The sequence below is a fragment of the Microbacterium sufflavum genome (genome assembly GCF_023091155.1).
GTDB lineage: Bacteria > Actinomycetota > Actinomycetes > Actinomycetales > Microbacteriaceae > Microbacterium > Microbacterium sufflavum.
In genome coordinates this window covers 1603143-1623503 of sequence record NZ_JAHWXK010000001.1, presented here as the reverse complement: position 1 = coordinate 1623503, position 20361 = coordinate 1603143, and the positions used below count along the sequence as shown (strand labels likewise).

The 20361-nt window shown below is 72.1% G+C and carries 19 protein-coding genes; 11 read left to right on the top strand and 8 right to left on the bottom strand.

All coding sequences use genetic code 11. The features are described from left to right. The first annotated feature begins 75 nt into the window (after window positions 1-75). From KZC56_RS07910 to KZC56_RS07885, 6 genes are read left to right on the top strand one after another with little or no spacing between them, the layout of a single operon-like run. Complete coding sequence (locus KZC56_RS07910) at window positions 76-579, top strand: type 2 periplasmic-binding domain-containing protein (protein ID WP_240745425.1); 504 nt, start codon at window positions 76-78, stop codon at window positions 577-579. Beyond that, on the top strand, window positions 576-1553 hold the full coding sequence (locus KZC56_RS07905; RefSeq protein ID WP_136029334.1) for a cation efflux transmembrane domain-containing protein: 978 nt from the start codon (window positions 576-578) through the stop codon (window positions 1551-1553). Before KZC56_RS07910 ends, KZC56_RS07905 begins: the two co-directional genes overlap by 4 nt. After that, window positions 1550-2449 carry an alpha/beta fold hydrolase gene (locus KZC56_RS07900; RefSeq protein WP_247638304.1) on the top strand — a complete coding sequence of 300 codons (900 nt, stop codon included), beginning with the start codon at window positions 1550-1552 and terminating at the stop codon, window positions 2447-2449. The genes KZC56_RS07905 and KZC56_RS07900 overlap by 4 nt, the downstream gene beginning before the upstream one ends. Window positions 2450-2458: 9 nt before the next feature. Beyond that, window positions 2459-2722, top strand: a complete 264-nt coding sequence (locus tag KZC56_RS07895; protein ID WP_136029330.1) for a glutaredoxin family protein — start codon at window positions 2459-2461, stop codon at window positions 2720-2722. Between the two features lie 30 nt (window positions 2723-2752). Beyond that, window positions 2753-4144 (top strand): MFS transporter, encoded by a 1392-nt coding sequence (locus tag KZC56_RS07890; RefSeq protein ID WP_247638303.1) that lies wholly within the window; start codon window positions 2753-2755, stop codon window positions 4142-4144. A gap of 26 nt (window positions 4145-4170) precedes the next feature. Beyond that, window positions 4171-5964 carry an aldehyde dehydrogenase family protein gene (locus tag KZC56_RS07885; protein WP_247638302.1) on the top strand — a complete coding sequence of 598 codons (1794 nt, stop codon included), beginning with the start codon at window positions 4171-4173 and terminating at the stop codon, window positions 5962-5964. A 10-nt stretch (window positions 5965-5974) separates the two neighbouring features. Here the strand turns inward: KZC56_RS07885 and pip are convergent, their stop codons facing one another. Both pip and ypfJ read right to left on the bottom strand, forming a co-directional pair. After that, entirely contained in the window at window positions 5975-6949 is a 975-nt protein-coding gene (gene pip, locus KZC56_RS07880) for a prolyl aminopeptidase (RefSeq protein WP_247638301.1), read from the bottom strand. A gap of 68 nt (window positions 6950-7017) precedes the next feature. Then, the gene (gene ypfJ / locus KZC56_RS07875) at window positions 7018-7902 is read right to left on the bottom strand and encodes a KPN_02809 family neutral zinc metallopeptidase (protein WP_136029324.1); all 885 of its coding nucleotides are present in this window, start codon (window positions 7900-7902) and stop codon (window positions 7018-7020) included. 51 nt (window positions 7903-7953) lie between these two features. On the opposite strand from ypfJ, the gene KZC56_RS07870 reads away from it, so the two are divergent. The 4 genes from KZC56_RS07870 to KZC56_RS07855 all read left to right on the top strand — a co-directional run bounded on the left by KZC56_RS07870 (window position 7954) and on the right by KZC56_RS07855 (window position 11783). Continuing rightward, complete coding sequence (locus KZC56_RS07870) at window positions 7954-8943, top strand: malate dehydrogenase (RefSeq protein WP_136037099.1); 990 nt, start codon at window positions 7954-7956, stop codon at window positions 8941-8943. A 97-nt stretch (window positions 8944-9040) separates the two neighbouring features. Beyond that, window positions 9041-11329 carry a hypothetical protein gene (locus tag KZC56_RS07865; RefSeq protein WP_136029320.1) on the top strand — a complete coding sequence of 763 codons (2289 nt, stop codon included), beginning with the start codon at window positions 9041-9043 and terminating at the stop codon, window positions 11327-11329. Beyond that, window positions 11329-11502 carry a hypothetical protein gene (locus tag KZC56_RS07860; RefSeq protein ID WP_168442782.1) on the top strand — a complete coding sequence of 58 codons (174 nt, stop codon included), beginning with the start codon at window positions 11329-11331 and terminating at the stop codon, window positions 11500-11502. Before KZC56_RS07865 ends, KZC56_RS07860 begins: the two co-directional genes overlap by 1 nt. Then, window positions 11502-11783, top strand: coding sequence for a hypothetical protein (locus KZC56_RS07855; protein WP_136029318.1), 282 nt, complete (start codon window positions 11502-11504; stop codon window positions 11781-11783). Before KZC56_RS07860 ends, KZC56_RS07855 begins: the two co-directional genes overlap by 1 nt. A gap of 18 nt (window positions 11784-11801) precedes the next feature. On the opposite strand, the gene KZC56_RS07850 is transcribed toward KZC56_RS07855, so the two are convergent. Then, window positions 11802-12368, bottom strand: coding sequence for a hypothetical protein (locus KZC56_RS07850; RefSeq protein WP_247638300.1), 567 nt, complete (start codon window positions 12366-12368; stop codon window positions 11802-11804). 113 nt (window positions 12369-12481) lie between these two features. On the opposite strand from KZC56_RS07850, the gene KZC56_RS07845 reads away from it, so the two are divergent. Then, entirely contained in the window at window positions 12482-12958 is a 477-nt protein-coding gene (locus KZC56_RS07845) for a recombinase family protein (RefSeq protein ID WP_136029314.1), read from the top strand. Between the two features lie 116 nt (window positions 12959-13074). Here the strand turns inward: KZC56_RS07845 and KZC56_RS07840 are convergent, their stop codons facing one another. From KZC56_RS07840 to KZC56_RS07820, 5 genes are all read right to left on the bottom strand, one after another. Next, window positions 13075-13467, bottom strand: coding sequence for a hypothetical protein (locus KZC56_RS07840; RefSeq protein WP_136037097.1), 393 nt, complete (start codon window positions 13465-13467; stop codon window positions 13075-13077). 239 nt (window positions 13468-13706) lie between these two features. Next, window positions 13707-14003 carry a WXG100 family type VII secretion target gene (locus tag KZC56_RS07835; protein ID WP_017204355.1) on the bottom strand — a complete coding sequence of 99 codons (297 nt, stop codon included), beginning with the start codon at window positions 14001-14003 and terminating at the stop codon, window positions 13707-13709. 98 nt (window positions 14004-14101) lie between these two features. Beyond that, window positions 14102-15067, bottom strand: a complete 966-nt coding sequence (locus KZC56_RS07830; RefSeq protein WP_247638299.1) for an intradiol ring-cleavage dioxygenase — start codon at window positions 15065-15067, stop codon at window positions 14102-14104. A 104-nt stretch (window positions 15068-15171) separates the two neighbouring features. Next, the gene (locus tag KZC56_RS07825) at window positions 15172-19644 is read right to left on the bottom strand and encodes a type VII secretion EssC family protein (RefSeq protein ID WP_247638298.1); all 4473 of its coding nucleotides are present in this window, start codon (window positions 19642-19644) and stop codon (window positions 15172-15174) included. Further along, entirely contained in the window at window positions 19641-20357 is a 717-nt protein-coding gene (locus KZC56_RS07820) for a hypothetical protein (protein WP_372490605.1), read from the bottom strand. Before KZC56_RS07820 ends, KZC56_RS07825 begins: the two co-directional genes overlap by 4 nt. Between the last annotated feature and the right edge of the window lie 4 nt (window positions 20358-20361).

Here is a 20361-nt window from a genome sequence, read left to right as displayed (position 1 = left end):
CCACCGGGCTAGCGCGCACAGCCATCGCCGTCAACAGTGTTGTCGGCCGTCGTGGACCCCGCGAGGCTGAGGGCCGTGAGTAGGAGTTCCTCGGATCGACCCGCCCGCGCCGGGCGTACCGCCGCGGCCGTCGCCGGGCTGCTGATCGCGGCACTGCTGTCGGGCTGCGGGATCACGGTGCCCAGCGACCCCGACGGCACGTTGAACGCCGTGACGGGCGGCGAGCTGCGCGTCGGGACCTCCCCCGACGGAGACCTCGTCGAGTTGTCCGGCGACGAACCACGAGGACCCGTCGTCGACCTCGTCGACGGCTTCGCGGCGCACCTCGACGCCGAGACGACCTGGACCGTCGCGTCGGAGGAGACCCTCGTGCGCATGCTCGAGCAGGGCGACCTCGACCTCATCGCCGGCGCCATCACCCCGGACACCCCGTGGATCGACAAAGCAGGAGTCACGCGCGGCTACCCCGGCATCGACGGCGCCGGCGACCGCGAGCTCGTGATGCTCGTGCCGCTCGGGGAGAACGCCTTCCTCTCGTCGCTCGAGTCGTACCTCGACCGGAAGGTGGGGTCGCCATGACGACGACCGGGCAGTTCGGACGGACGACCCTCCCGGACGAGCAGCAGCGCGCGATCCGGAAGGCGGTGCGGTGGGAGGTCTTCACGATCGTCTACACCTCGGTGACGATCGCCGTGATCGCCCTCGTGGTGGGCGAGTCGCAGGCCATGCGCACCGCGTGGATCGAGGACATGCTCTCCCTCATCCCGCAGGTGGCGTTCCTCACCGCGCTGCTCTTCGTGCGCCGCCGCCCCACGCGGAAGCACCCGTACGGGCTGCACAGGGCGATGGGCGTCGGTCACCTCGTCGCGGGTGTCGCCCTCCTCGCCGTGGGCCTCAACCTGGCCATCGAGGCGGTCACGGGCCTCATCTCCGGCGAGCACCCCACCATCGGCACGGTGCAGCTGTTCGGGCAGACCATCTGGCTGGGCTGGCTGATGGTCGCGGTCATGGTCGTCGTGATCGTCGGACCCGTGTTCTTCTACGGACCGGCGAAGTCGAAGCTGGCACCCGTGCTGCACAACAAGCTGCTCTACGCCGACGCCGACATGGCGAAGGCCGACTGGCAGACGACGGTCGCCTCGATCGTCGGCGTGCTGGGGGTGGGCATCGGCATCTGGTGGCTGGACGGCGCTGCCGCCCTGTTCATCTCGCTCGGCATCATCTGGGACGGCTTCCGCAACACCAGGACCGCGATCGTGGATCTGATGGACCAGCGCGCCCGCACGTACGACAGCAAGAACCCGCACCCGCTCGCGGGCGACATCGTGTCGTATCTGCGCAGTCGTCCGTGGGTCGCCGAAGCCGCCGTGCGCATGCGCGATCAGGGTCAGGTGTTCCACATCGAGGCCTTCGTCGTGCCGCGCCGGGGCAAGGTCACCACGCACGACCTGTCCGCCGCGGCCGCCGGCATCACCGATCTCGACTGGAAGGTGCAGGACGTCGTGATCGCCCCGGTGGAGAAGCTGCCGGACGAGGCGGACCCCGGGCGATGACGGACGGCGAGCTGTTCCCGGGGTTCACGGAGGAGGTCGTGCGCACCGGCGCCTCCGACGTCTTCGTGCGGCACGGCGGCTCCGGGCCGCCCGTCGTCCTGCTGCACGGTCACCCGCGGACCTCCGCCACCTGGCATCGCGTGGCCCCGCTCCTGGTCGAGCAGGGGTTCACCGTGATCTGCCCCGACCTGCGCGGTTACGGTCGCTCGCGCGGACCCGCGCCCACGCCCGACCACTCCGCCCACTCGAAGCGGGCGGTGGCGGAGGACGTCCGCGGCGTCGCACGCCACCTCGGCCACGAGCGCTTCCACCTCGCGGGGCACGACCGGGGCAGCTACGTCGCGCTGCGTCTCGCCCTCGACTCCCCGGAGGCGGTCGAACGCGTCGCGCTGCTGGACTGCCTCCCGCTCACGGAGCACCTCCGGCGCGCCGACGCCCGCTTCGCGACGCGGTGGTGGCACTGGTTCTTCTTCGCGCAGCCCGACATCCCCGAGCGCGTGATCGGGGCCGACCCGGAGGCGTGGTACGCGCCCAAGGCGGATCCGGAGACCATGGGCGCCGCGAATCATGCGGAACTCGTCCGCGCCGTGCACGACCCGTCCGTCGTGCGCGCGATGCTCGAGGACTACCGAGCCGGCCTCACGATCGACCGCGCGCACGAGGAGGCGGACGCCGCCGCGGGGCGCCGCCTGCGGATGCCCGCGCTCGTGCTGTGGTCGACGCGCGACGACCTGGAGGACCTCTACGGCGACCCGGTCCGCATCTGGCGGGACTGGGCCGACGACGTGCGCGGGCACGGCATCGAGAGCGGCCACCACATGGCGGAGGAGGCCCCGGCACCCCTCGCCGCGGCGCTGGCCGCCTTCTTCGGCGCCACCCCCGCGGCGCGGACGTAGGCTGGAGGCATGACCTCACCCGTCTCCGACACCATCACCATGTTCGGCGCCGACTGGTGCCGCGACTGCATCCGCACCAAGAAGCAGCTCGACGAGCTGGGCGTCGCGTACACGTACGTCGACCTGGTCGCCGACCCCGCCGCCGCTGACATCGCGAAGGACATATCCGGTCGCACCAACATCCCCGTCGTGGTGTACCCCGACTCGACCCACCACGTCGAGCCGTCGAACGCCGACGTGGAGTCGAAGCTGCGCGAACTCTCGCTCATCTGACCGGCCCCATCGCGCCGCTACACTGGCGCGATGAGCACCGAGGCTCGACCCGACCGCGACCCCGCCCGGCTGTCCCCCCGCACGATCGCGCTGTACGCCGTGGGCTCCGTCGGCACCGGCGGCTACGCGACGCTTCCCGGCCTGGTGCTGACCTACTTCCTCACCGACAACCTCGGCGTCGCCGCCCTCGCGGCCGGCCTGATCGTCACGCTCGCGAAGGTGTGGGACGTGCTGATCGATCCGCTGATCGGTGCCGCGTCCGACCGGCAACTCGCCCGCACCGGCTCTCGCCGCGGGTTCATGGTGGTCGGCGCCGTCACGCTCCCGGTGTTCTTCGCCCTCACCTTCGCGGTGCCGCCCGCCTGGGGTCCCGTGGCCGGGGCGCTCTGCGTGCTCCTGGCCTTCCTCGCGACGGCGACCGCGTTCAGCCTGTTCCAGGTGCCCTACGTCGCGCTGCCCGCCGAGCTGACGTCCGGCTACGACGAGCGCACGCGACTGCTGGGCTGGCGCGTGGTGGTGCTGACGGCCGCGATCCTGCTGTTCGGTGCCGGTGGTCCTGCACTCCGGACGGCCGCGCCCGACCCGGTCGCCGGGTATCTGCTGATGGGCGTCGCGGCGGGACTCGCGATCGGCGTCGGCATGCTCATCGCCGCGCGCACCGCCGCCGCGGCCGGCGACGACCCCGCACGGCCGCGGGACCCCGCGGCATCGTCGGCGTGGCGGGAGCAGTACCTGTCTGGGTTCCGGGCGCTGCGCCGCAGTCAGCCGTTCCGCGCGCTGCTCGCCACGTTCCTGCTGCAGGCGCTCGCGACCGGCACGATGCTGGCCGGGGCCCAATACGTGGCGACGTGGGTCCTGCGCTCGGAGGACGCGGTCACTCTCGTGTTCGTCGCCCTGGTCGGCCCGGCACTGCTGGCGACGCCCGCGTGGACGGTGGTCGCGCGGCGCCTCGGCAAGGAGCGGGCTTTCGCGATCGCCAGCTGCCCGTTCCTGCTGGCCGCGCTCTCCCTCGTCGCCGCGGTGTGGTCGCCCGGCGGGTGGATGTACGCCGCGGTCGCCGTGGCAGGCATCGCGTACGCGGGCCTGCAGTCGCTGCCGATGGCGATGCTGCCCGACGTGATCTCGCACGACGAGCGGTCGAGCCGCCCCGGACAGGCCGGCACGTTCACCGGCATCTGGACCGCGGGCGAGACGGTGGGCTTCGCGCTCGGAGCCACCGCCGTCTCGCTCACTCTGGCCGCGACGGGCTACGTCTCGACCGTCGCCGGGGAGGCGGTCGTGCAGCCGCCCGCCGCGATCACCGGCATCGTGCTGAGCTTCAGCATGCTGCCCGCCGCACTCATGGCCGCGAGCCTGGCGACCCTCCGGCGCTACCGGCTGCGCCGGGAGGACATCGAGGCGCTGCAGACCACCGACGCCTAAGCTGGGACCGTCCGAAGGAGACGCCGATGACCCCTGCGCGCACGACAACGCCCGACTCCGACGCCACCGCCGCGACGGCCCCCGCCTCTCCCCCGCTGGGCGAGGGCGAGCAGGAGCGGTTCGACACCGCGATCGAGGAGCTGCACACCGGGACGCAGCTGTGGGCCGCGCTCACGATCGCCCAGCGCGCGACGCTGCTGCGACAGGTGCGCACGAGCGTCGCCGCGACCGCGGAGGACTGGGCGCGCACCGCCGCCGCCTCCAAGGGCCTCGACGCCCGGCACCCGCTGCGCGGCGAGGAGTGGCTCAGCGGTCCGTACAGCGTGCTCGGCGCGCTCGACGCCTCCATCGCCACGCTGACCCGCCTGGCCGATGGACGCAACCCGCTCGACGGCGTGAAGGTCGACCGCGCGCCGGGCGGACGCGCTCGCGTGCACGCGTTCCCGCTCACGGGGATCGACCGCTTCCTGCTGTCGGGCTTCACCGGCGAGGTGTGGCTGCGGCCGGGCACAACGCCGAACGCCGCGCGGGCCAGGGCGGGACTGGCGCAGCGCACGCCGGCGCGGTCCGGCGGCGTGGGGCTCGTGCTCGGCGCCGGCAACGTGACCTCGATCCCCGTGCTCGACGTGCTGTACGAGCTGCTGGCGCACAACCGCACGGCGCTGCTCAAGGTCAATCCCACGCAGGACCCGCTGGTGCCGGTGTACAAGCGCGCGCTCGCCCCGCTGATCGAGCCCGGCTTCCTGCGGATCATGCGCGGCGGCCCGGCGGCGGGCGCCTACCTCACGCAGCACCCCGGGATCGCGCACGTGCACATCACCGGATCGGCCGCGACCTTCGACACGATCGTGTGGGGCCCCTCCTCGGGCGAGGGCGCCGCGGCGACGAAGCGGCGGCGGCGTGAGAACCGCCCGCTGCTGAAGAAGCCCATCACGGCCGAGCTCGGCGGCGTCTCCCCCATCATCGTGGTGCCGGGCCCGTGGACCGATGCCGACATCGCGTATCAGGCCGAGCACATCGCCACCATGCGGCTGCAGAACAGCGGGCACAACTGCATCGCCGGTCAGGTCGTGATCCTGTCCGCGGACTGGGACCGCGCCGACGCGTTCCGTGCCGCCCTGCGCCGCGCGTACGCCAACGCACCGGAACGCCCGACCTGGTACCCGGGTTCGGCGTCGCGGATGCAGACCGCCGCCGACGCCTACCCCGAGGCGCTCGTGCTCGGCGACCGCCTGCTCGTCGAGGTGGACGGCGACGACGACGCCACGGCGCTGGAGAACACCGAGTACTTCGCCCCCGTGCTGGGCGTGGTGAGCCTGCCGGGCACGGGACAGGCGTTCCTGGACGCGGCGGTCGCGCACTCCAACGAGAAGCTGCAGGGCACGCTCGGCGCCAATCTGCTGATCGACCCGGCGACCGAGAAGGCGCTCGGCAGTGGGTTCGACCGGGCGCTCACCGCGCTGCACTACGGCTCGATCGCGATCAACGGCTGGACGGCGTTCGGCTTCATCACGCCGACCCTCACGTGGGGTGCGTTCCCCGGCAGCACGATCGACGACGTGGGCAGCGGCATCGGCGTGGTGCACAACGCGCTGCTGCTCGACGACGTGGAGCGCTCGGTGCTGCGCGGCCCGTTCCGCCCGTTCCCCCGCTCCCTGCCGGTCCTGAACGGTGGCGGACGGCTGACCATCCTCCCGAAGCCGCCGTGGTTCGTGTCGGCCCGCACGGGCGCGGAGGTCAGCGAGGGTCTCACCCGGCATCGCGCGAACGGCGGTGTCGGCGGGCTGCTGGCGACGCTGACGAAGGCCCTGCGCGCCTGACGCCGCGGGGTCAGGCCTCCGCGCGGAACCGGTCGGTCGCGGCGCGGAGCGCGGCGCTGATGCCGGGCTCCGTGGCCGCGTGACCCGCATCGTCGATCACCACGAACTGGGCCTCCGGCCACGCGCGGTGCAGATCCCACGCGGTCATCATGGGCGTCGCGACGTCGTGCCGACCCTGCACGATCACGGCCGGGATGTGCCGGATCGCGTCGACGCCCGCGATCAGCTGTCCCTCGTCCCACCAGCCGCCGTGCACGAAGAAGTGGTTCTCGATGCGCGCGAACGCGGTCGCCCGGCGCGGATCCGACATCGCCGCGATCTGCTCGGGGTCGGGGCGCAGCGTCACGGTCGCGGCCTCCCAGGTCGACCACGCGATCGCGGCGGGCACGTGCACCGCGGGGTCGGGGTCGAACAGCCGCCGGTGGTACGCCTCGATGAGCCGCGAGCGCTCCAGCACCGGGATCGGGGCGATGAACCGCTCCCACAGGTCGGGGAAGAGCGCCGCAGCCCCGCCCTCGTAGAACCACTCGAGCTCGGCGCGGCGCAGGGTGAAGATGCCGCGCAGGACGAGCTCGGTCACCACCTCCGGATGCGCCTGGGCGTAGGCGAGGGCGAGGGCGCTGCCCCACGAGCCCCCGAACACCTGCCACCGCGGGATGCCGAGGTTCTTGCGCAGCAGCTCGAGGTCGGCGATCAGGTGGGCCGTCGTGACGTGCCGCAGATCGGCGTCGGGCTCGCTCGCCGACGGGGTGCTGCGTCCGCACCCGCGCTGGTCGAGCAGCACGATGCGGTAGGCGTCGGGGTCGAAGAACCGGCGCTGCCACGGCGACGTGCCACTGCCGGGGCCGCCGTGCAGGAAGACCACCGGCTTGCCGTCGGGGTTGCCGCTGACCTCCCAGTACACGCGGTGGCCGTCGCCGACGAGCAGCTCGCCCGTGTCGTACGGCTCGATCGCGGGATAGAGTCCCTCGGTGTTCGTCATCATCGGCCCCCCAGCCGGTCGTGCAGTCGTGCGATCTCCACGGTAGCGGAGCGGTCGCCGCCGCCCGGGATCTACGGGTCGAGCTGGTCGGCGGGCAGCGTGAAGACCTGCCCGCACGCCTCGAGTCCATTGGCGTAGCCCTCCGCGAACCAGCGCTGCCGCTGCTCGCTCGAGCCGTGCGTCCAGCTCTCCGGGTTCACGAAGCCGGACTGCTCCTGGATGTGGTCGTCACCGACCGCGAACGCCGCGTTGAGCGCGTCGACGCGCTGCTCCTCGGTCGACGGCTGCAGGTACGGCACCCCGTTGGGATCCGTGCTCTTCGACATCTGTCCGATCCACGCCCCCGCGTAGCAGTCGGCCTGCAGCTCGGTGCGCACCCCGTTGCTGCCGGGACCCGTGCCGTTGTTCGGGTACTGGTCCATGACCCCGGTGATGTACTGGATGTGGTGGCCCCACTCGTGGCCGACGATGTAGAGCTGCGCGAGGTTGCCGGCGGTCGCCCCGAACTGCTGCTGCATGAGCTGGAAGAACGTGGGGTCGATGTAGACCGTCTCGTCGCCCGGGCAGAAGAACGGACCGACGGCGTTCGACGCGGTGCCGCAGGCCGTGGGGGTCGAGCCGTCGACGACGATGAGCTGCGGGGCACGGTACCCCTCGACGTGGTCCTCCCAGAACGCATCGAGCGCGAGCTGCGATCCGGCCATGCGGCAGTCGACGTCGGCGTTGGCGTCGGCCCCCGTGTCGCAGTTCTCGATCACCGACCCCTCGGCGGGACCGCCGCCGCCGCTCGGTGCCCCTCCGCCGACGAGTCCGGACAGGTCGATCCCCAGCAGCGGACCGGCGATGAGGGCGAGCAGGCCGAGGACGCCGATACCGGTGCCACCGGCGATCGCAGCCGTGCGTCCGCGACGGCGCGTGGTGTTGCCGGAGAGGTCGGCATCGGGATTGAACGTCATGCGTCGAGGGTACTCCGCGCACCCCCGCGCCGACGGTCGTAGGCTCGGGTCATGACCACGACGATCACCATCACGGGCGCGGGCGGACAGATCGGCTACGCGCTGCTGTTCCGCATCGCGGCGGGCGACCTCCTGGGTCCCGACGAGCGGGTGCGGCTGCGGCTCCTCGAGATCCCGCAGGGCCTCGGCGCTGCGGAGGGAGCCGCCCTCGAACTGCAGGACGGCGCGTTCGACCTGCTCGAGCACGTGGAGGTGACGGACGACGCGGCGGTCGGGTTCGACGGCTGCGACCTCGCGCTGCTCGTCGGCGCGCGCCCCCGCGGCCCCGGCATGGAGCGCGGCGACCTGCTGGCGGCGAACGGCGGCATCTTCGGCCCGCAGGGAGCGGCCATCGCCGCGAACGCCTCGCCGGACGTGCGGGTCACGGTGGTGGGCAACCCCGCCAACACCAACGCGCTGATCGCCGCGGCGGCCGCGGACGGGGTGCCGGCCGAACGCTTCACGGCGCTCACCCGGCTCGACGAGAACCGGGCGAGGGCGCAGCTCGCACAGACCCTCGGCACGCCCGTGCGCACGGTCCGGCGCGTGCCGATCTGGGGCAACCACTCGGCCACGCAGTTCCCCGACGTGTCGCACGCGACGGTCGGCGGGGAGCCGGTGCAGGAGGCGCTGGCGCAGATCGTCGGGGACGTGCCGACCTGGCTGGAGCAGACGTTCATCCCGCGGGTCGCGAAGCGCGGTGCGGAGATCATCGAGGTGCGCGGCTCCTCCTCCGTGGCCTCCGCGGCGAGCGCGACCATCGACCACGTGCGCGACTGGGTGCGCGGCACCGACGACTGGACCTCCGCCGCGGTGGTGTCGCACGGCGAGTACGGCGTGCCGGAGGGGCTCGTGTCGTCGTTCCCCGTGCGATCGGTCGACGGCGAGTGGCGGATCGTCGAGGGTCTGGAGCTGAGCGACTGGGCGCGGCGCCGGATCGACGCCTCGGTCGCCGAGCTGCAGGAGGAGCGCGAGGCGGTGCGGGCGCTCGGGCTGCTCTGACGGCCCTGGGGCGCATGGGGAGTTCTGCCCATCGCCGCGTTCGTGCCGCCCCGGTAGATTTGCTGCGGACGGGACACCGTCGAGGAGGGGCGACGACATGGCACAGTGGGACGATCTGCATCCGGGGCGCGGGGTCACGAGCGCGGTGAACGACGCGGCGACGCGCGTGAGCAACCGCAGCACCGGGACCGAGACGGTGCGCTCGGCGCTGGCGAACGCCGCGACGAGCACCACGGACGAGGTGTGGGCGGGTGACGCCGGTGCGGCCTTCCGGACCTCGCTCACCAAGCCGCAGAACCTGTGCACCGAGCTGACCACCGAGTTCGCGGCCGTGCAGTCGGCGCTCACGGCCTACGCCGCCGAGGTCGACCGCATCCGCGCCGCGACCGCCGCCGCCCACCAGGCGTATGCGAACGGCTATGCGACGTGGAAGGCCGCCGAGGCCGAGGAGAGCCCGTTCCCGCTCTCGACCTACACGTTCAACGCCCCCAGCCCCACGCTGCAGCCGGGCCTGTGGGTGCCGAGCGGCACCACCGCGGGCCTCGCCGACATGCGGCAGGCCGCGAACCAGCTCAAGGCCCTCGCCACGCAGCGCGAGACCGCCGACAGCACGCTGGTGGCCGCCCTCGCCCCGCCGGCCTCTCCGCGCTGGGACGCCATGCAGTCGGCGCTGAGCTTCGCGGGCATCGACGACATCGACGACCTGAACTACGACAACCTCGGCGACGCGTTCGCGAACGTGGCGGACGAGATCGCCGAGGGCGACATCACCGACGAGAACCTGCAGGCGATGCAGGACTTCTTCGACGTGTGGGGCGACGACACGTTCGTCATGTCGCAGTTCTTCCTGGAGGTCGGCGGCGAGAACACCGTCTCGATGATCGACAACCTCGGCGACGCCGTCATGGTGGACGGCCTGGCCGGTGCGACGGCGCTCGCCCTGGCGACGTCGATCCGCGGCGGCCTGTCGACCGGATCCCAGATCTGGATGGAGTCGACGTCGAAGGACTTCGCCGAGAGCATGCTCACCGGCGCCTCGTCGAGCGTCGGCGGCGCGGTCGCCGCGATCGGCTTCCTGTTCTCCGACGAGAAGAACCACCCGCTCGGGGTGAACCTCACGGTGGCGATGGCCGACGAGATCGATCGCATCGAGCGCGACCCCGCCAGCATGCTCTACGGGGGCTGGACCGACTTCTCCCCGAACGCGGGCGGCCGCACCCTGGCGTTCCTGGAGGGCGAGCAGACCGGACTCGACGGCAACCGCGTCGACGATCTGGCCGGGCGCATCTTCTCGACCCTCGGCACCTACCCCGACGCGGCCCTCGACTGGCTCACCTCCACCGAGAACGACCCGTTCGGCGACGGCGACCTCGGCGACGGCCGCATCGAGTACTGGTTCGGTGAGCGCGATTGGAGCGCGAACTCGTCCGGCGACGGCTTCGAAGGGCCCGGAGCTCTGTGGGCCGGCGCGCAGCAGGCCGCGGGAGGCCCGGCCGATGCGACCCACACGTACAACCCCGAGACGTGGCAGCGCGTGGCGGAACTCACCACCCAGGTCGTGCGCGAGCTCACCGGCAACGAATCGTTCCTGCCGGAGAACCTCACGAGCATCGGCCAGGTGCGCGTCGCCGAGGGCATCTCGGTCGCGATGCCCTACTTCTCCGAGGCCATCAGCGAGAGCGACCCGGCCGCGGGAACCCGTCCGTACTTCGAGAACCTGCTGATCGGGACGGACGACCCGCGCGCGATCCCCGATGTCACGCAGGCGCAGCTCGCGCAGCTCCTCGGCACGGCCGCCTGGAGCGACGGGGAGACGCCGTCCGCCGGTGCCGCGGTCATCGCCCAGTCGGTGCAGCAGTACCAGGACGCGCTCATCGCGATCGCCGACCTGGCGCCCGCCGACAGCGCCTTCAAGGCCGACGCCCTGGAGCGTGTCGTGGAGCTGCAGGGCTGGCTCGACGGCTCCCCGGCCGGAGCCGCCCTCGGCGAGGCGACCCGTCACGACGAAGCGGTCCAGGCCGCGATCGACGGAGTGGGCACCGTGGTCGGCCTGATCCCGATCCCGGCCGTGGGCGACGTCCTCGTGGCCGGCGGGAGCGTGGTGATCGATGTGGCGCAGAGCGCCGTGATCGGCGGCGTCTCCGACTGGGGCTCCGGACAGGCGACGGCGGCGTGGGCGAACTCGCACGAGGCGCTGCTGGAGGCTCAGGCCGACGCGGCGAACGGCCGCGAGATCGCGACCATGGAGACCATCGAGCAGATGCTCGTGGACCTGGGAATGACCGAGGGCCTCTCGGCGGGGCAGGTCGACGACCTCGCCCGCGAGATGTTCGCCGACTACCAGCGCGGTGTCGAGGCCAACACCTCGTGGGCGGAGGGCACCTGATGCGGCGATCCGGCGGCTGGGCGCTCATCCTGATCGGCGGGATCGCGCTCGTCGGCTGCACGCCCGCCGCAGCCGCTCCGCGCGCGGTCTCCGCGGAGCCGTCGGCACCCTCCGGCGACCCCCGACCCGACCCCACCGAGACCTACTCCCCCGACGATGTGAAGGTGCCGTGATGACCGATCTCCAGTTCGACTCCGAAGCCGTCGGCGCGACCGGCGGCACGCTGCAGAGCACCGCATGGGCCATGAGCCTCGACGTGGACCTCGCACTCGGCGCGTGCGGCAGCTCCGCCGTCTCCGCGGCCGCCGACACCTGGGCGATGTGGGCCAAGGGCACGCTGCTGCAGCTGCAGAGCATGACCGCCGGTGCGGGCGTGGTCGCCCGCGATGCCGCGACCGCGTTCGAGACGCAGGAGGCCGAGATCACCAGTGCCGCGAACGGCGGAACCCCGTAACCTGCGGGGCGCGTTCGCTCAGCGCCAGCGGATCGCCTGATCCGCGTCACCGCCGCTGGAGGTCCACAGCTCCTGCAGTTCGGTCTTCCACTCGTCCGCGACACCCGCCGACTCGGCGCTCGCCGTGAGCTCCACGACCTGGTCGTCGTTCCGCGTCACCTTCAGCTCGACGCTGCTCACGGGAGCATCGGCGGCGGTGACGCCGTCCCACCCGGCGAGAGACGCGAGGAACGCCGCCTGCTGGTCGAACCCGTCCGCGGCGATCGCGCCGAGGCCCCAGTCACCGGTCCACGAGCTCTCGCCCTGTCCGTAGAACCAGACGGCGACGGAGGTGTAGTCCTCGGCGTCGTCCTGCGCGAGCACGAGATCGCGCACGCCCTGCAGCACCTCCACGGAGTCGTCCTCGGACAGCCCCGGTTCGGTCGCGACCACGACCTCGACGCTGTCCACGCGCGCGGTGTCCACGCCGTCGATGCCCTCCAGTTCGGCCGCGAGGTCGCCGCGCCGCTCGTCCTCCGATGGGGCGCATCCGGCCAGCAGGAGGAGCGAGGCGGACGCGAGAAGGACAGCGGTGAGGCGACGCATGACCCCTATTCTGGTCGGGCTCCCGCCACGGGTGCAAAACCGGACGCCCGGCAGGCGCCCGCAGGGCACAGATCCGGTCGCGGACAGGGCACAATGGAGGACGGAGGTGCGCGATGAGCGAGACGATCGAACCCACGACGGCGGCATCCGTCGACGAGGCCCTGACGAGCCCGCTGCATCTGCCGCACGCGGCCGCCGAGTGCCCCAAGTGCTTCACCGAGCTGCAGGCGAACCGCAACTTCTGGCTCGCCCGGCCCGATGGCTCCCGCCTGGTCGGCCTCGTCGTCTCCCGCGACGACATGCCCTCGGTCGTGGAGCAGCGCGCCGACCTCACCCGCTTCGGCGTGCCCATCGAGGGCTTCCGCCATCCGGCCCCGGACATCCTGGAGAGCTGGAGCGACCGGATCGCCCGTCTCATCGGCACCCTGCACGCCGGTGACGTGCTGGTCGTCGCGACGATCGCCGCGCTCGGCCGCGACAGCGAGGAGGGCGCCCGCACGGTCGCCGAGCTGCGTCGCCACGGCATCATCGTGAAGGTGCTCAACCACAACGCCCGGCATCTGGCCGACGCGGCCGCGGCCCTCCGCTGAGCAGACCTCGACCCCTGGACGTCCGGACGTCCAGGGGTCGAACTCTGCGCGGTGGGGGTCGCCGACGCGGTCAGGAACTCGTGCTCACCGCTGCGCGACCGAAACGCGACGAGCGTTCAGCGCCACCACGACGAGAACAGGCTGTTGCCCCACGAGGAGACCTGCTGCGGCGAGTATCCCGAGTTCTGCACGCTGGGCGCTCCGGCCCAGGAGTTGCCCTGCAGCACGTTCTGCACGACGTCGTTCGACGCCCACCAGTTCGACGATCCGTTGGGCTGACCCCACCCGTCGCCGTAGGAGCTGCCGTAGCCGTAGCCGCCGTCGTACCCCTGGCCCCAGCTGTACGTGTTGCCGGAGCCGAAGTCGTAGCCTCCGTAGCCGTCATCGGCCGAGGCGGGAGCCGCGAACGCGATCCCGCAGGCGACCGCGACGGCTCCCGACGCCACCGCCAGCTTTCCCCAGCGCGCGAACCGCCGTCCCTTGTCGTTGCTCTTCATCGTCGTCTCCATGATCTCTTCCTTTCCCGCTGCGGGCAGGATGAAGCCTCGAAACGATGATGCTTTCCGAAACGCCAGCCCCCCGTCAGCGTGTTTCGGAAGTCACGGTATGCACGGGTCATGCGCATGGCAATATGCCGACGCGGGTGACGCGGAGCGTGCCGCATCCGTCCTCGTGCGGGGTCGGGGACAGCGCCCGGAGACGCAGAAGAGGGGATGCCGGATCGGCATCCCCTCTTCTCGCTGAGGCGTTACTGGCGGATCTGCGCCGCGAGCTGCTCGTCGGTCGACTGCAGCGACTGGGCCGCCACGTCGAGGAAGCGGGCCATGCCCTCGATGCCCGCGATGGTCGCGGTGGCACCCTGGTTGAACTGCGCGTACGAGGCGTCGAACGCACCCGAGGCGGACGTGGTCACGAAGCCGCCCGAGACGAGCTGCGACACGTAGGCGCGCAGGTTCTTGAGCTGGGTCTCGATGTCCTGCTGGCCCGTGCGGAGACGGCCAGCAGCGTCCTTCATGTCGGCGTAGCTGACTTTGAGGTTCGTCATTGGTGTTACCTTCCGGTCGCCCCGGCCGGTGCCGGAGGTGTTCTTGTTCTTCGAGAGTAACGAAGGGCACCCGCCACGCAAATGGGGAGAAGTCCCCATCAGCTCCCCGGCGGTCGCCCACCCGCGCCGGGACCACCCTGCGGGGCGCCGCCGGCGCTCGGCGTCGTCGTGGTGTCGACGCCCACCATGAGCGATGCGCGGTAACCGGTGCCGGTGTCGCCGGCGATGCTCGCGAGCTGCAGGGCACCCCCGTCATCGCCGAACACCATGTCGGCGTCGAGCGAGGTCTGCGCGAGGTTCCCGGCCGAGCCGTCGTAGGCCGGCAGCGCGTACACGGCCGTGCACGCGGCTTCGGGCAGCGCCAGCTGCGAGGTCGCGATGGCAGCGGTCGAGTCGGTGATCGCGGAGACGTCGGGGTACACCTCGAAATGGATGTGCGGCCACCGTCCCGAGTAGCAGCCGGGGAAGATCGACGTGAAGGAGACACGGCCGTCCGCATCCGCGACCTGCACGCCGCGGAGGTAGGTCACGTCCTCCAGGCCCGAGGAGTACATCGAGTACTCCCCCTGCGCCGTGCAGTGCCACGCGTACACGGCGACCCCGGCGAAGGGCACCCCGCCGTTCGCGAGGTCGAGCACCGTGAGCTCGAACGTCAGCGGCACCCCCTCGGCCGTCGCGCCCCCGTCGATGCTCGAGCGGATGTCGCGCCGGACGATTCCGGACTCCTCCAGCACGTCGGGGCCGTTCGAGCCGTCGCCCGGATAGGGGCCGGCCGTCTCGTCGGGGATCTCGCCGTCCACGCCCGTCGTCGCGGTGCCGTCGCTCCCCGGGTCGGCGGTGGGTGCGGCGGTCGTGCCGGCTCCGGACGACAGCGGCGCGCAGGCCGCGAGCGCGGCGGACGCGGCCCCCAGTCCCACCAGCCCGAGCACGCCGCGCCGGCTGAACAGCGTGCCCAGGTCGAACGCGGCCCCCTGATCGACGACCTCTTCCTCGGTACGCGGCAGCAGTCGCCCCTCGTAGGCGGGGCCCCGCGGTGTCGGCGTGGGTTCGGGACTCGGGCTCATGGCGGCTCCTTCGGGGGCGTCGGGAGTCACCATGGTGCCCGCCCCGATGATCAGGAGCCTCTGGCGGGGCTATGGCTTTCGTATGGGCGGCGGAGGGCCGCCGGTCAGACGGTCTCGGGGATCACGAGCGGGAACTGCACCCGCACGATCTTGCCGCGCTGCGCCAGCACCGCCCGGCCGACCGGGAACTCGCCGCGGCCGATGCGGGGCAGCGGCGCCTTGAGCACGAGCTCGCCGTCGATCGTCTCCGGCTGGAGCACCACACCGCGCCGCGCCTGCTTGATCTCGCCGAGCAGCCCGAAGTTGCTGGTCCACTCGCTCGTGTCGCCCGTGAACAGCAGCAGCAGCTCGCCGCGCGTCGCGCGCTTGACCAGGTCGGACAGCGGCATCTCGAGCAGCGACGACGCGAACTCCGCGACGCCCTCCACCGCCACGACCGGCTTCAGGCCCTGCTCGGCCTTCTCCACGATCTCGGCCACGGCCGCGCTGCCGCTGATGCCGTCCGCCGCCGTCGCGGTCCACGACACCGCGTGGCGCGCCGGGGAGCGGGTCGACCCGAGGAACAGCGTCGGCGTGCCCGGTCGCGCCCGCAGCACCTGCTGCGTGATCGCGGCCAGCGCGTTGCTCTTGCCGCTCGCGGGCGGACCGGCGATCACGAACGTGCCGGTCGGCTCGATGCCGAACGGACCGAGGTCGCTGTCCGCCAGACCCACCACGAGCTGGTCGCCGACCGTCGCCGGCACCTCCTCCAGCCCGTAGCTGAGCGGCAGCGCACGCACCGGCGGCGCGTCGGGCACGCCGCGGCGCGACATCGACGCGGCCATCCGCTCGATCGCCAGCGACTGCTCCTTCATGCTGCGCGTACCGCCGATGATCGCGATCTGCGCCTCGTTCTCGCCCACGATCGCGCGCCCCGGCACCGATTCCGGCGTGAGCACGTCCTTGGGCACGTTGAGGATGTTGTACGCGTCGGTGTCGGCCATGCGCAGCACCACGCGGCGCTGGATCATCGCGTTCAGAGCGCTCGGGATGCTCTGGAACCGGTCGGCCGACAGCACCACGTGGATGCCGACCGCACGGCCGTCGGACAGCACCTCCTGCAGCGCGTTGTACGTGTCGGTGCGGCCGATCACGGCCTCGTAGTCGTTGCGGAACGCCGCGAACCCGTCGATCAGCACCACGATGCGCGGCTCGTCGCTCTTGCCCGACAGCTGCCGGTACTCGGTGAGGGTCGCCGCGCCCACCGCCGAATACGCGTCGCCGCGGCGGTCGAGCTCCTGACGCAGCGTCGCGAACAGCCGGGCGACCCGCTCGGCGTCGTCGCCCGAGATGACCGAACCCACGTGGGGCAGGGGCTCCAGCATGCGCAGCGCGCCCGAGCCGAAGTCGAGACCGTACACGTGCACGGGTCCGCCGCGCGGCGTGATGCCCGCCGACACCGCGAGCGTGCGCAGGGCCGCGGACTTGCCGGAGCCGCTGGTGCCGTAGATGACCATGTGGCCCTCGGTGTCGGGCAGGAAGTGGAACGGCACCTGCTCCTGACGCTCGGGCTCGTCGATCACGCCGAGCAGCAGGGCCGCGTCGGTGCGCTGCGGCAGCTTGAGCTGGTCGAACGTCGGCGCCAGCTCGTCGAGCCACGGGCGCCGCGGCTGGGCGACCTGCGCGGCCTGCGCGGCGAGCACCATCGTGCTCACCAGGCGCTGCTGGTCGTTCGGGCCGAGGTCGTCGTCGACCACCACCGCGTTCTCGTCGATCGGCAGCTCCCACGGGCCCTGGTCCGTCGAGCCGAACGCGGCGATGGAGACGTCGGTGCCGTCGTCCTCCCCCAGGCTCCAGCCGCCCGAGTACGCCGACTGGAACAGCGTCATGCGGCCGGGACCCGTCTTCGCGATGCCGCGGCCGGGCGTGCCCGGATCGAACAGCGCCGCGTCCTTCGTGCCGATCACGTCGTTGCTGTCGGTCTCGTCGGCCATGCGCAGCGCGACCCGGAGGTTCGTGTTCGCGCGCAGGTTGTCCTTGATGACACCGGCCGGACGCTGCGTGGCCATGATGAGGTGGATGCCGAGGGAGCGACCGCGCTGGGCGATGTCGATCACGCCGTCGACGAACTCGGGCACCTCCTTCGCCAGCGCCGCGAACTCGTCGATCACGAGCACCAGGGCGGGCGGGGCCTGCGGGTCGCCCGCGCGCTCCAGCTCCAGGATGTCCTTCGCCTTCTTGCGGTTGAACAGGTGCTCCCGGTAGTGCAGCTCGGCGCGGAGGCTGACCAGCACGCGGCGCACCAGGTGCTCGTTCAGGTCGGTCACGATGCCCACGCAGTGCGGCAGGCTCACGCAGTCCGCGAACGCCGAGCCGCCCTTGTAGTCCACGAAGAGGAACGTCAGGCGCTCCGGGCTGTACTCGGTCGCCATGCCGAGCACCCAGGCCTGCAGGAACTCGCTCTTGCCGGAACCGGTGGTCCCGCCCACGAGCGCGTGCGGGCCCTGCTGCCGGAGGTCGAGCTGCAGGGCGCCCTCCGCCCCCGCGCCGACCAGGGCGCGCAGCTTCGGCTGGTACCGGCGCGCGGAGCCGACCTTGCGCCGGGAGTGCAGCGAGTCGTTCTGCGTCCACCGGTCGATCACGCTCTCCGGCTGCGTGGCCATGTCGCGGCCGAGCAGGTGCAGCATCGAGATCGTGCGCGGCACGTCGCTGCGGTCCAGGGCGACCTCGCCCGCGTCGGTCAGACGCGCCAGAGCGCGCGCGAACACCGCGAACTGCTCCCGCGTGAGCTCGTCGACGGACAGGTCGTCGATCACCTCGCCGAGCCGGACGAAGTGCGCGCTGTCGGTCGACCCGAGCTCGACGAACGTGCGGCACGACGCGGGCAGGGCGGCCGCGTCCTCCGTGAGCCAGACCGGGAAGATGCCGCGGGTGGCCGCACGCTCGGACAGCTGGATCAGGCGGCCGCGGTCGACCGGGGCGTCCGGCGCGATCAGCACGACGATCGCGGGCTTGGGCACCGCGTCATGACGGCTGCGGGAGTCCTCGCCGACCTTCGAGCCGCTGTTCGTCGCGGCCTTCTCGGCCTCCAGCGCCCCGAGCTCCACCGCGTCGCCGCTGCGGGTCGAGCGCTGCGCGATGAGCTCCTCCAGGCGCGCGACGATCTGTCCAGCGGAGGTGGGACCGTCGCCGATCGGCTGCACACCCAGCACGGCCTGCGCCGACCACGCGTGCGGCAGCCACTTCGCATCGGCCAGCTGAGCGCCCCAGCGCGGACCCCACAGGCCCACCACCCCGACATCGGCGGGTGCGTGCAGCCCGGCGAGCTGCGCGAGCAGGGCCCTGGCGTATCCGGTCGAGCGGCCGCCGAGGCCCGCGATGCCGAGCGCGCCGACGTCGGTCAGGTCCTCCAGGATCGGCACCTGCGGCACGATCCTGGTCGCCTCGACGACCGCGTCCAGGCGGTCGACGTACTCCGGGATCGCGCGGTCGCGGCCGTTGGAGTCCTTCACCGAGCTGCGCGAGGCGGTGTCGCCGATCCCGAGTCGCACGTGCAGGAACGACCAGTGCTCGGTGCGGCGCGTCCACACCAGCGGACCGGCGGTGAGCGCGGCGTCGCTGATCTCGCGCAGCAGCGGCACCTCGCGGCGGCGCACGTCGATCTCCCGGTCGCGCTCGCTCTGCAGCCGCGCGTCCAGGCGCTCCAGCTGCTCCTCGAAGCGCTTCTTGTCCTCTTCCAGCTCGCGCTTCTGCTGGTTCTTCGTGGTGAGCCACGTGCCGATCATCAGCAGCGGCGACAGCGCCACGAACATGATCGACAGCAGGTTCTGCGTGAACGCGTACATCGCGCCGCCCATGAGCAGCGGGGCGACGAGCGTCAGCAGCGGGAACGGCTGCTTGCGGGCGGGCACGGGGAGGTCGGTGCCGTCGAGCTCCTCGCCCAGGTACCGCTCCTCGACGCGCGGCGAGCGCACGAACTCGACCTGGCGGATGGAGGCCTCCGCGGGCGACGGCGTCGTGGCACCCGCCTCGACCTTGACGCGCACGGGGGTGTCGCCCAGCACGACCGACAGCTCGCCCTCCGCCGCCACCAGGCGCACGACCGAGGCGCCGTCGACGAGGATGCCGTTCGCGGAGTTCAGGTCGATCAGCTCGACACGGTCGCCGATCTCCAGTCGCGCGTGCTTCTTCGACACCAGCGGATCGTCGATCACCACGTCGCACGACTCGTCGCGACCGAGCACGATCGTGCCGCGGGTCAGCGCGATCGAGCGCGCACCCGGGCCCGCACCGACCTCCATGCGGCCGACCACGGGACGCTGCTCGTACGACGCGGGGACCACACGGACCGTGGCGCCGTGCGCCAGCCCGACGTGCGCGAACGTGGACTCCGGCGCGAGCAGGTCGCCCGCCCCCGACACCACCGAGCTGTACGCCTCCAGGGTCACGGCGGCCGGGTCGGCGTGCGCGAAGGAGCCCAGCGGATCGGCGCGCACGATCATCGCAGCGATCTCGCCGATCGTCGCCGTGCTCTCCGCCGTGACCTCGATGTCGCTGGATGCCGCGCCCTGACGCAGCAGGGTCAGCCGTACCTTCACTCGTTGTCTCCCTCTGCCTCGCTCGGCTGCGGGGCGTCCAGCAGCGGGAGGTCGTCCTTCGTGACGAGACGCGACGCGATCACGTGCTCCACCAGACGCGCACGGCGGTTGGTCGCGAAGCTGCGCTGACCGCCGCGCATGCCGGGCACGCCGACGCGGTCGAACTTGTCGCACACGTTGTCGAGCTTGCGGTTGAACCGCGTGACCGTCCACCCGAGCCGCTCGGCCGCCTTGGCCGACGACGGGATCTCGCTCATGCCCGTGCCGTCGCGACGCAGCTGCGGCTCGGCGAGCGCCAGGATCAGCAGCTTCTGGCTCAGCGTGAGCGGCACGTCGCCGATCGTGGACATGCCGTCGTCGTCGTAGTCGCGCTTGGTGGCGCGGAACGCGGGCTCCGCGGCGTGCAGCACCAGCTCGTACGTGGTCGGTCCCGCGCTGAAGACCACCGTGGTGGTCTCGAACACGAGCGGCAGCCGCGCCCCCGGCGCGAGCCACGCCTGCACACCGCCGGCCGAATCGGTGACGGTGGCGGTGAGGCGGGTGCCGATGTTCGTCAGCCACCACAGGCCGTCGCCCTCGCTGATCTCCAGGAAGTGCCGGTGCAGGAACAGGTTGTCGTCGAGGGCCAGGTCGCCCTCGCGCCCCACCACGAACCGGTTCCCGTGGTCGATCGGGTAGTACTCGCCCGCGAACTCGACCGTGACCCCCGCCACCGCG

Coding starts and splice junctions, on each gene's coding strand:
- KZC56_RS07870 (WP_136037099.1), top strand. CDS start 7,954: ATGACCACGACGATCACCATCACGGGCGCGGGCGGACAGATCGGCTAC.
- KZC56_RS07850 (WP_247638300.1), bottom strand. CDS start 12,368: ATGCGTCGCCTCACCGCTGTCCTTCTCGCGTCCGCCTCGCTCCTCCTG.
- KZC56_RS07855 (WP_136029318.1), top strand. CDS start 11,502: ATGACCGATCTCCAGTTCGACTCCGAAGCCGTCGGCGCGACCGGCGGC.
- KZC56_RS07860 (WP_168442782.1), top strand. CDS start 11,329: ATGCGGCGATCCGGCGGCTGGGCGCTCATCCTGATCGGCGGGATCGCG.
- KZC56_RS07890 (WP_247638303.1), top strand. CDS start 2,753: ATGAGCACCGAGGCTCGACCCGACCGCGACCCCGCCCGGCTGTCCCCC.
- KZC56_RS07845 (WP_136029314.1), top strand. CDS start 12,482: ATGAGCGAGACGATCGAACCCACGACGGCGGCATCCGTCGACGAGGCC.
- KZC56_RS07885 (WP_247638302.1), top strand. CDS start 4,171: ATGACCCCTGCGCGCACGACAACGCCCGACTCCGACGCCACCGCCGCG.
- KZC56_RS07830 (WP_247638299.1), bottom strand. CDS start 15,067: ATGAGCCCGAGTCCCGAACCCACGCCGACACCGCGGGGCCCCGCCTAC.
- KZC56_RS07865 (WP_136029320.1), top strand. CDS start 9,041: ATGGCACAGTGGGACGATCTGCATCCGGGGCGCGGGGTCACGAGCGCG.
- pip (WP_247638301.1), bottom strand. CDS start 6,949: ATGATGACGAACACCGAGGGACTCTATCCCGCGATCGAGCCGTACGAC.
- KZC56_RS07895 (WP_136029330.1), top strand. CDS start 2,459: ATGACCTCACCCGTCTCCGACACCATCACCATGTTCGGCGCCGACTGG.
- KZC56_RS07835 (WP_017204355.1), bottom strand. CDS start 14,003: ATGACGAACCTCAAAGTCAGCTACGCCGACATGAAGGACGCTGCTGGC.
- KZC56_RS07840 (WP_136037097.1), bottom strand. CDS start 13,467: ATGGAGACGACGATGAAGAGCAACGACAAGGGACGGCGGTTCGCGCGC.
- ypfJ (WP_136029324.1), bottom strand. CDS start 7,902: ATGACGTTCAATCCCGATGCCGACCTCTCCGGCAACACCACGCGCCGT.
- KZC56_RS07900 (WP_247638304.1), top strand. CDS start 1,550: ATGACGGACGGCGAGCTGTTCCCGGGGTTCACGGAGGAGGTCGTGCGC.
- KZC56_RS07905 (WP_136029334.1), top strand. CDS start 576: ATGACGACGACCGGGCAGTTCGGACGGACGACCCTCCCGGACGAGCAG.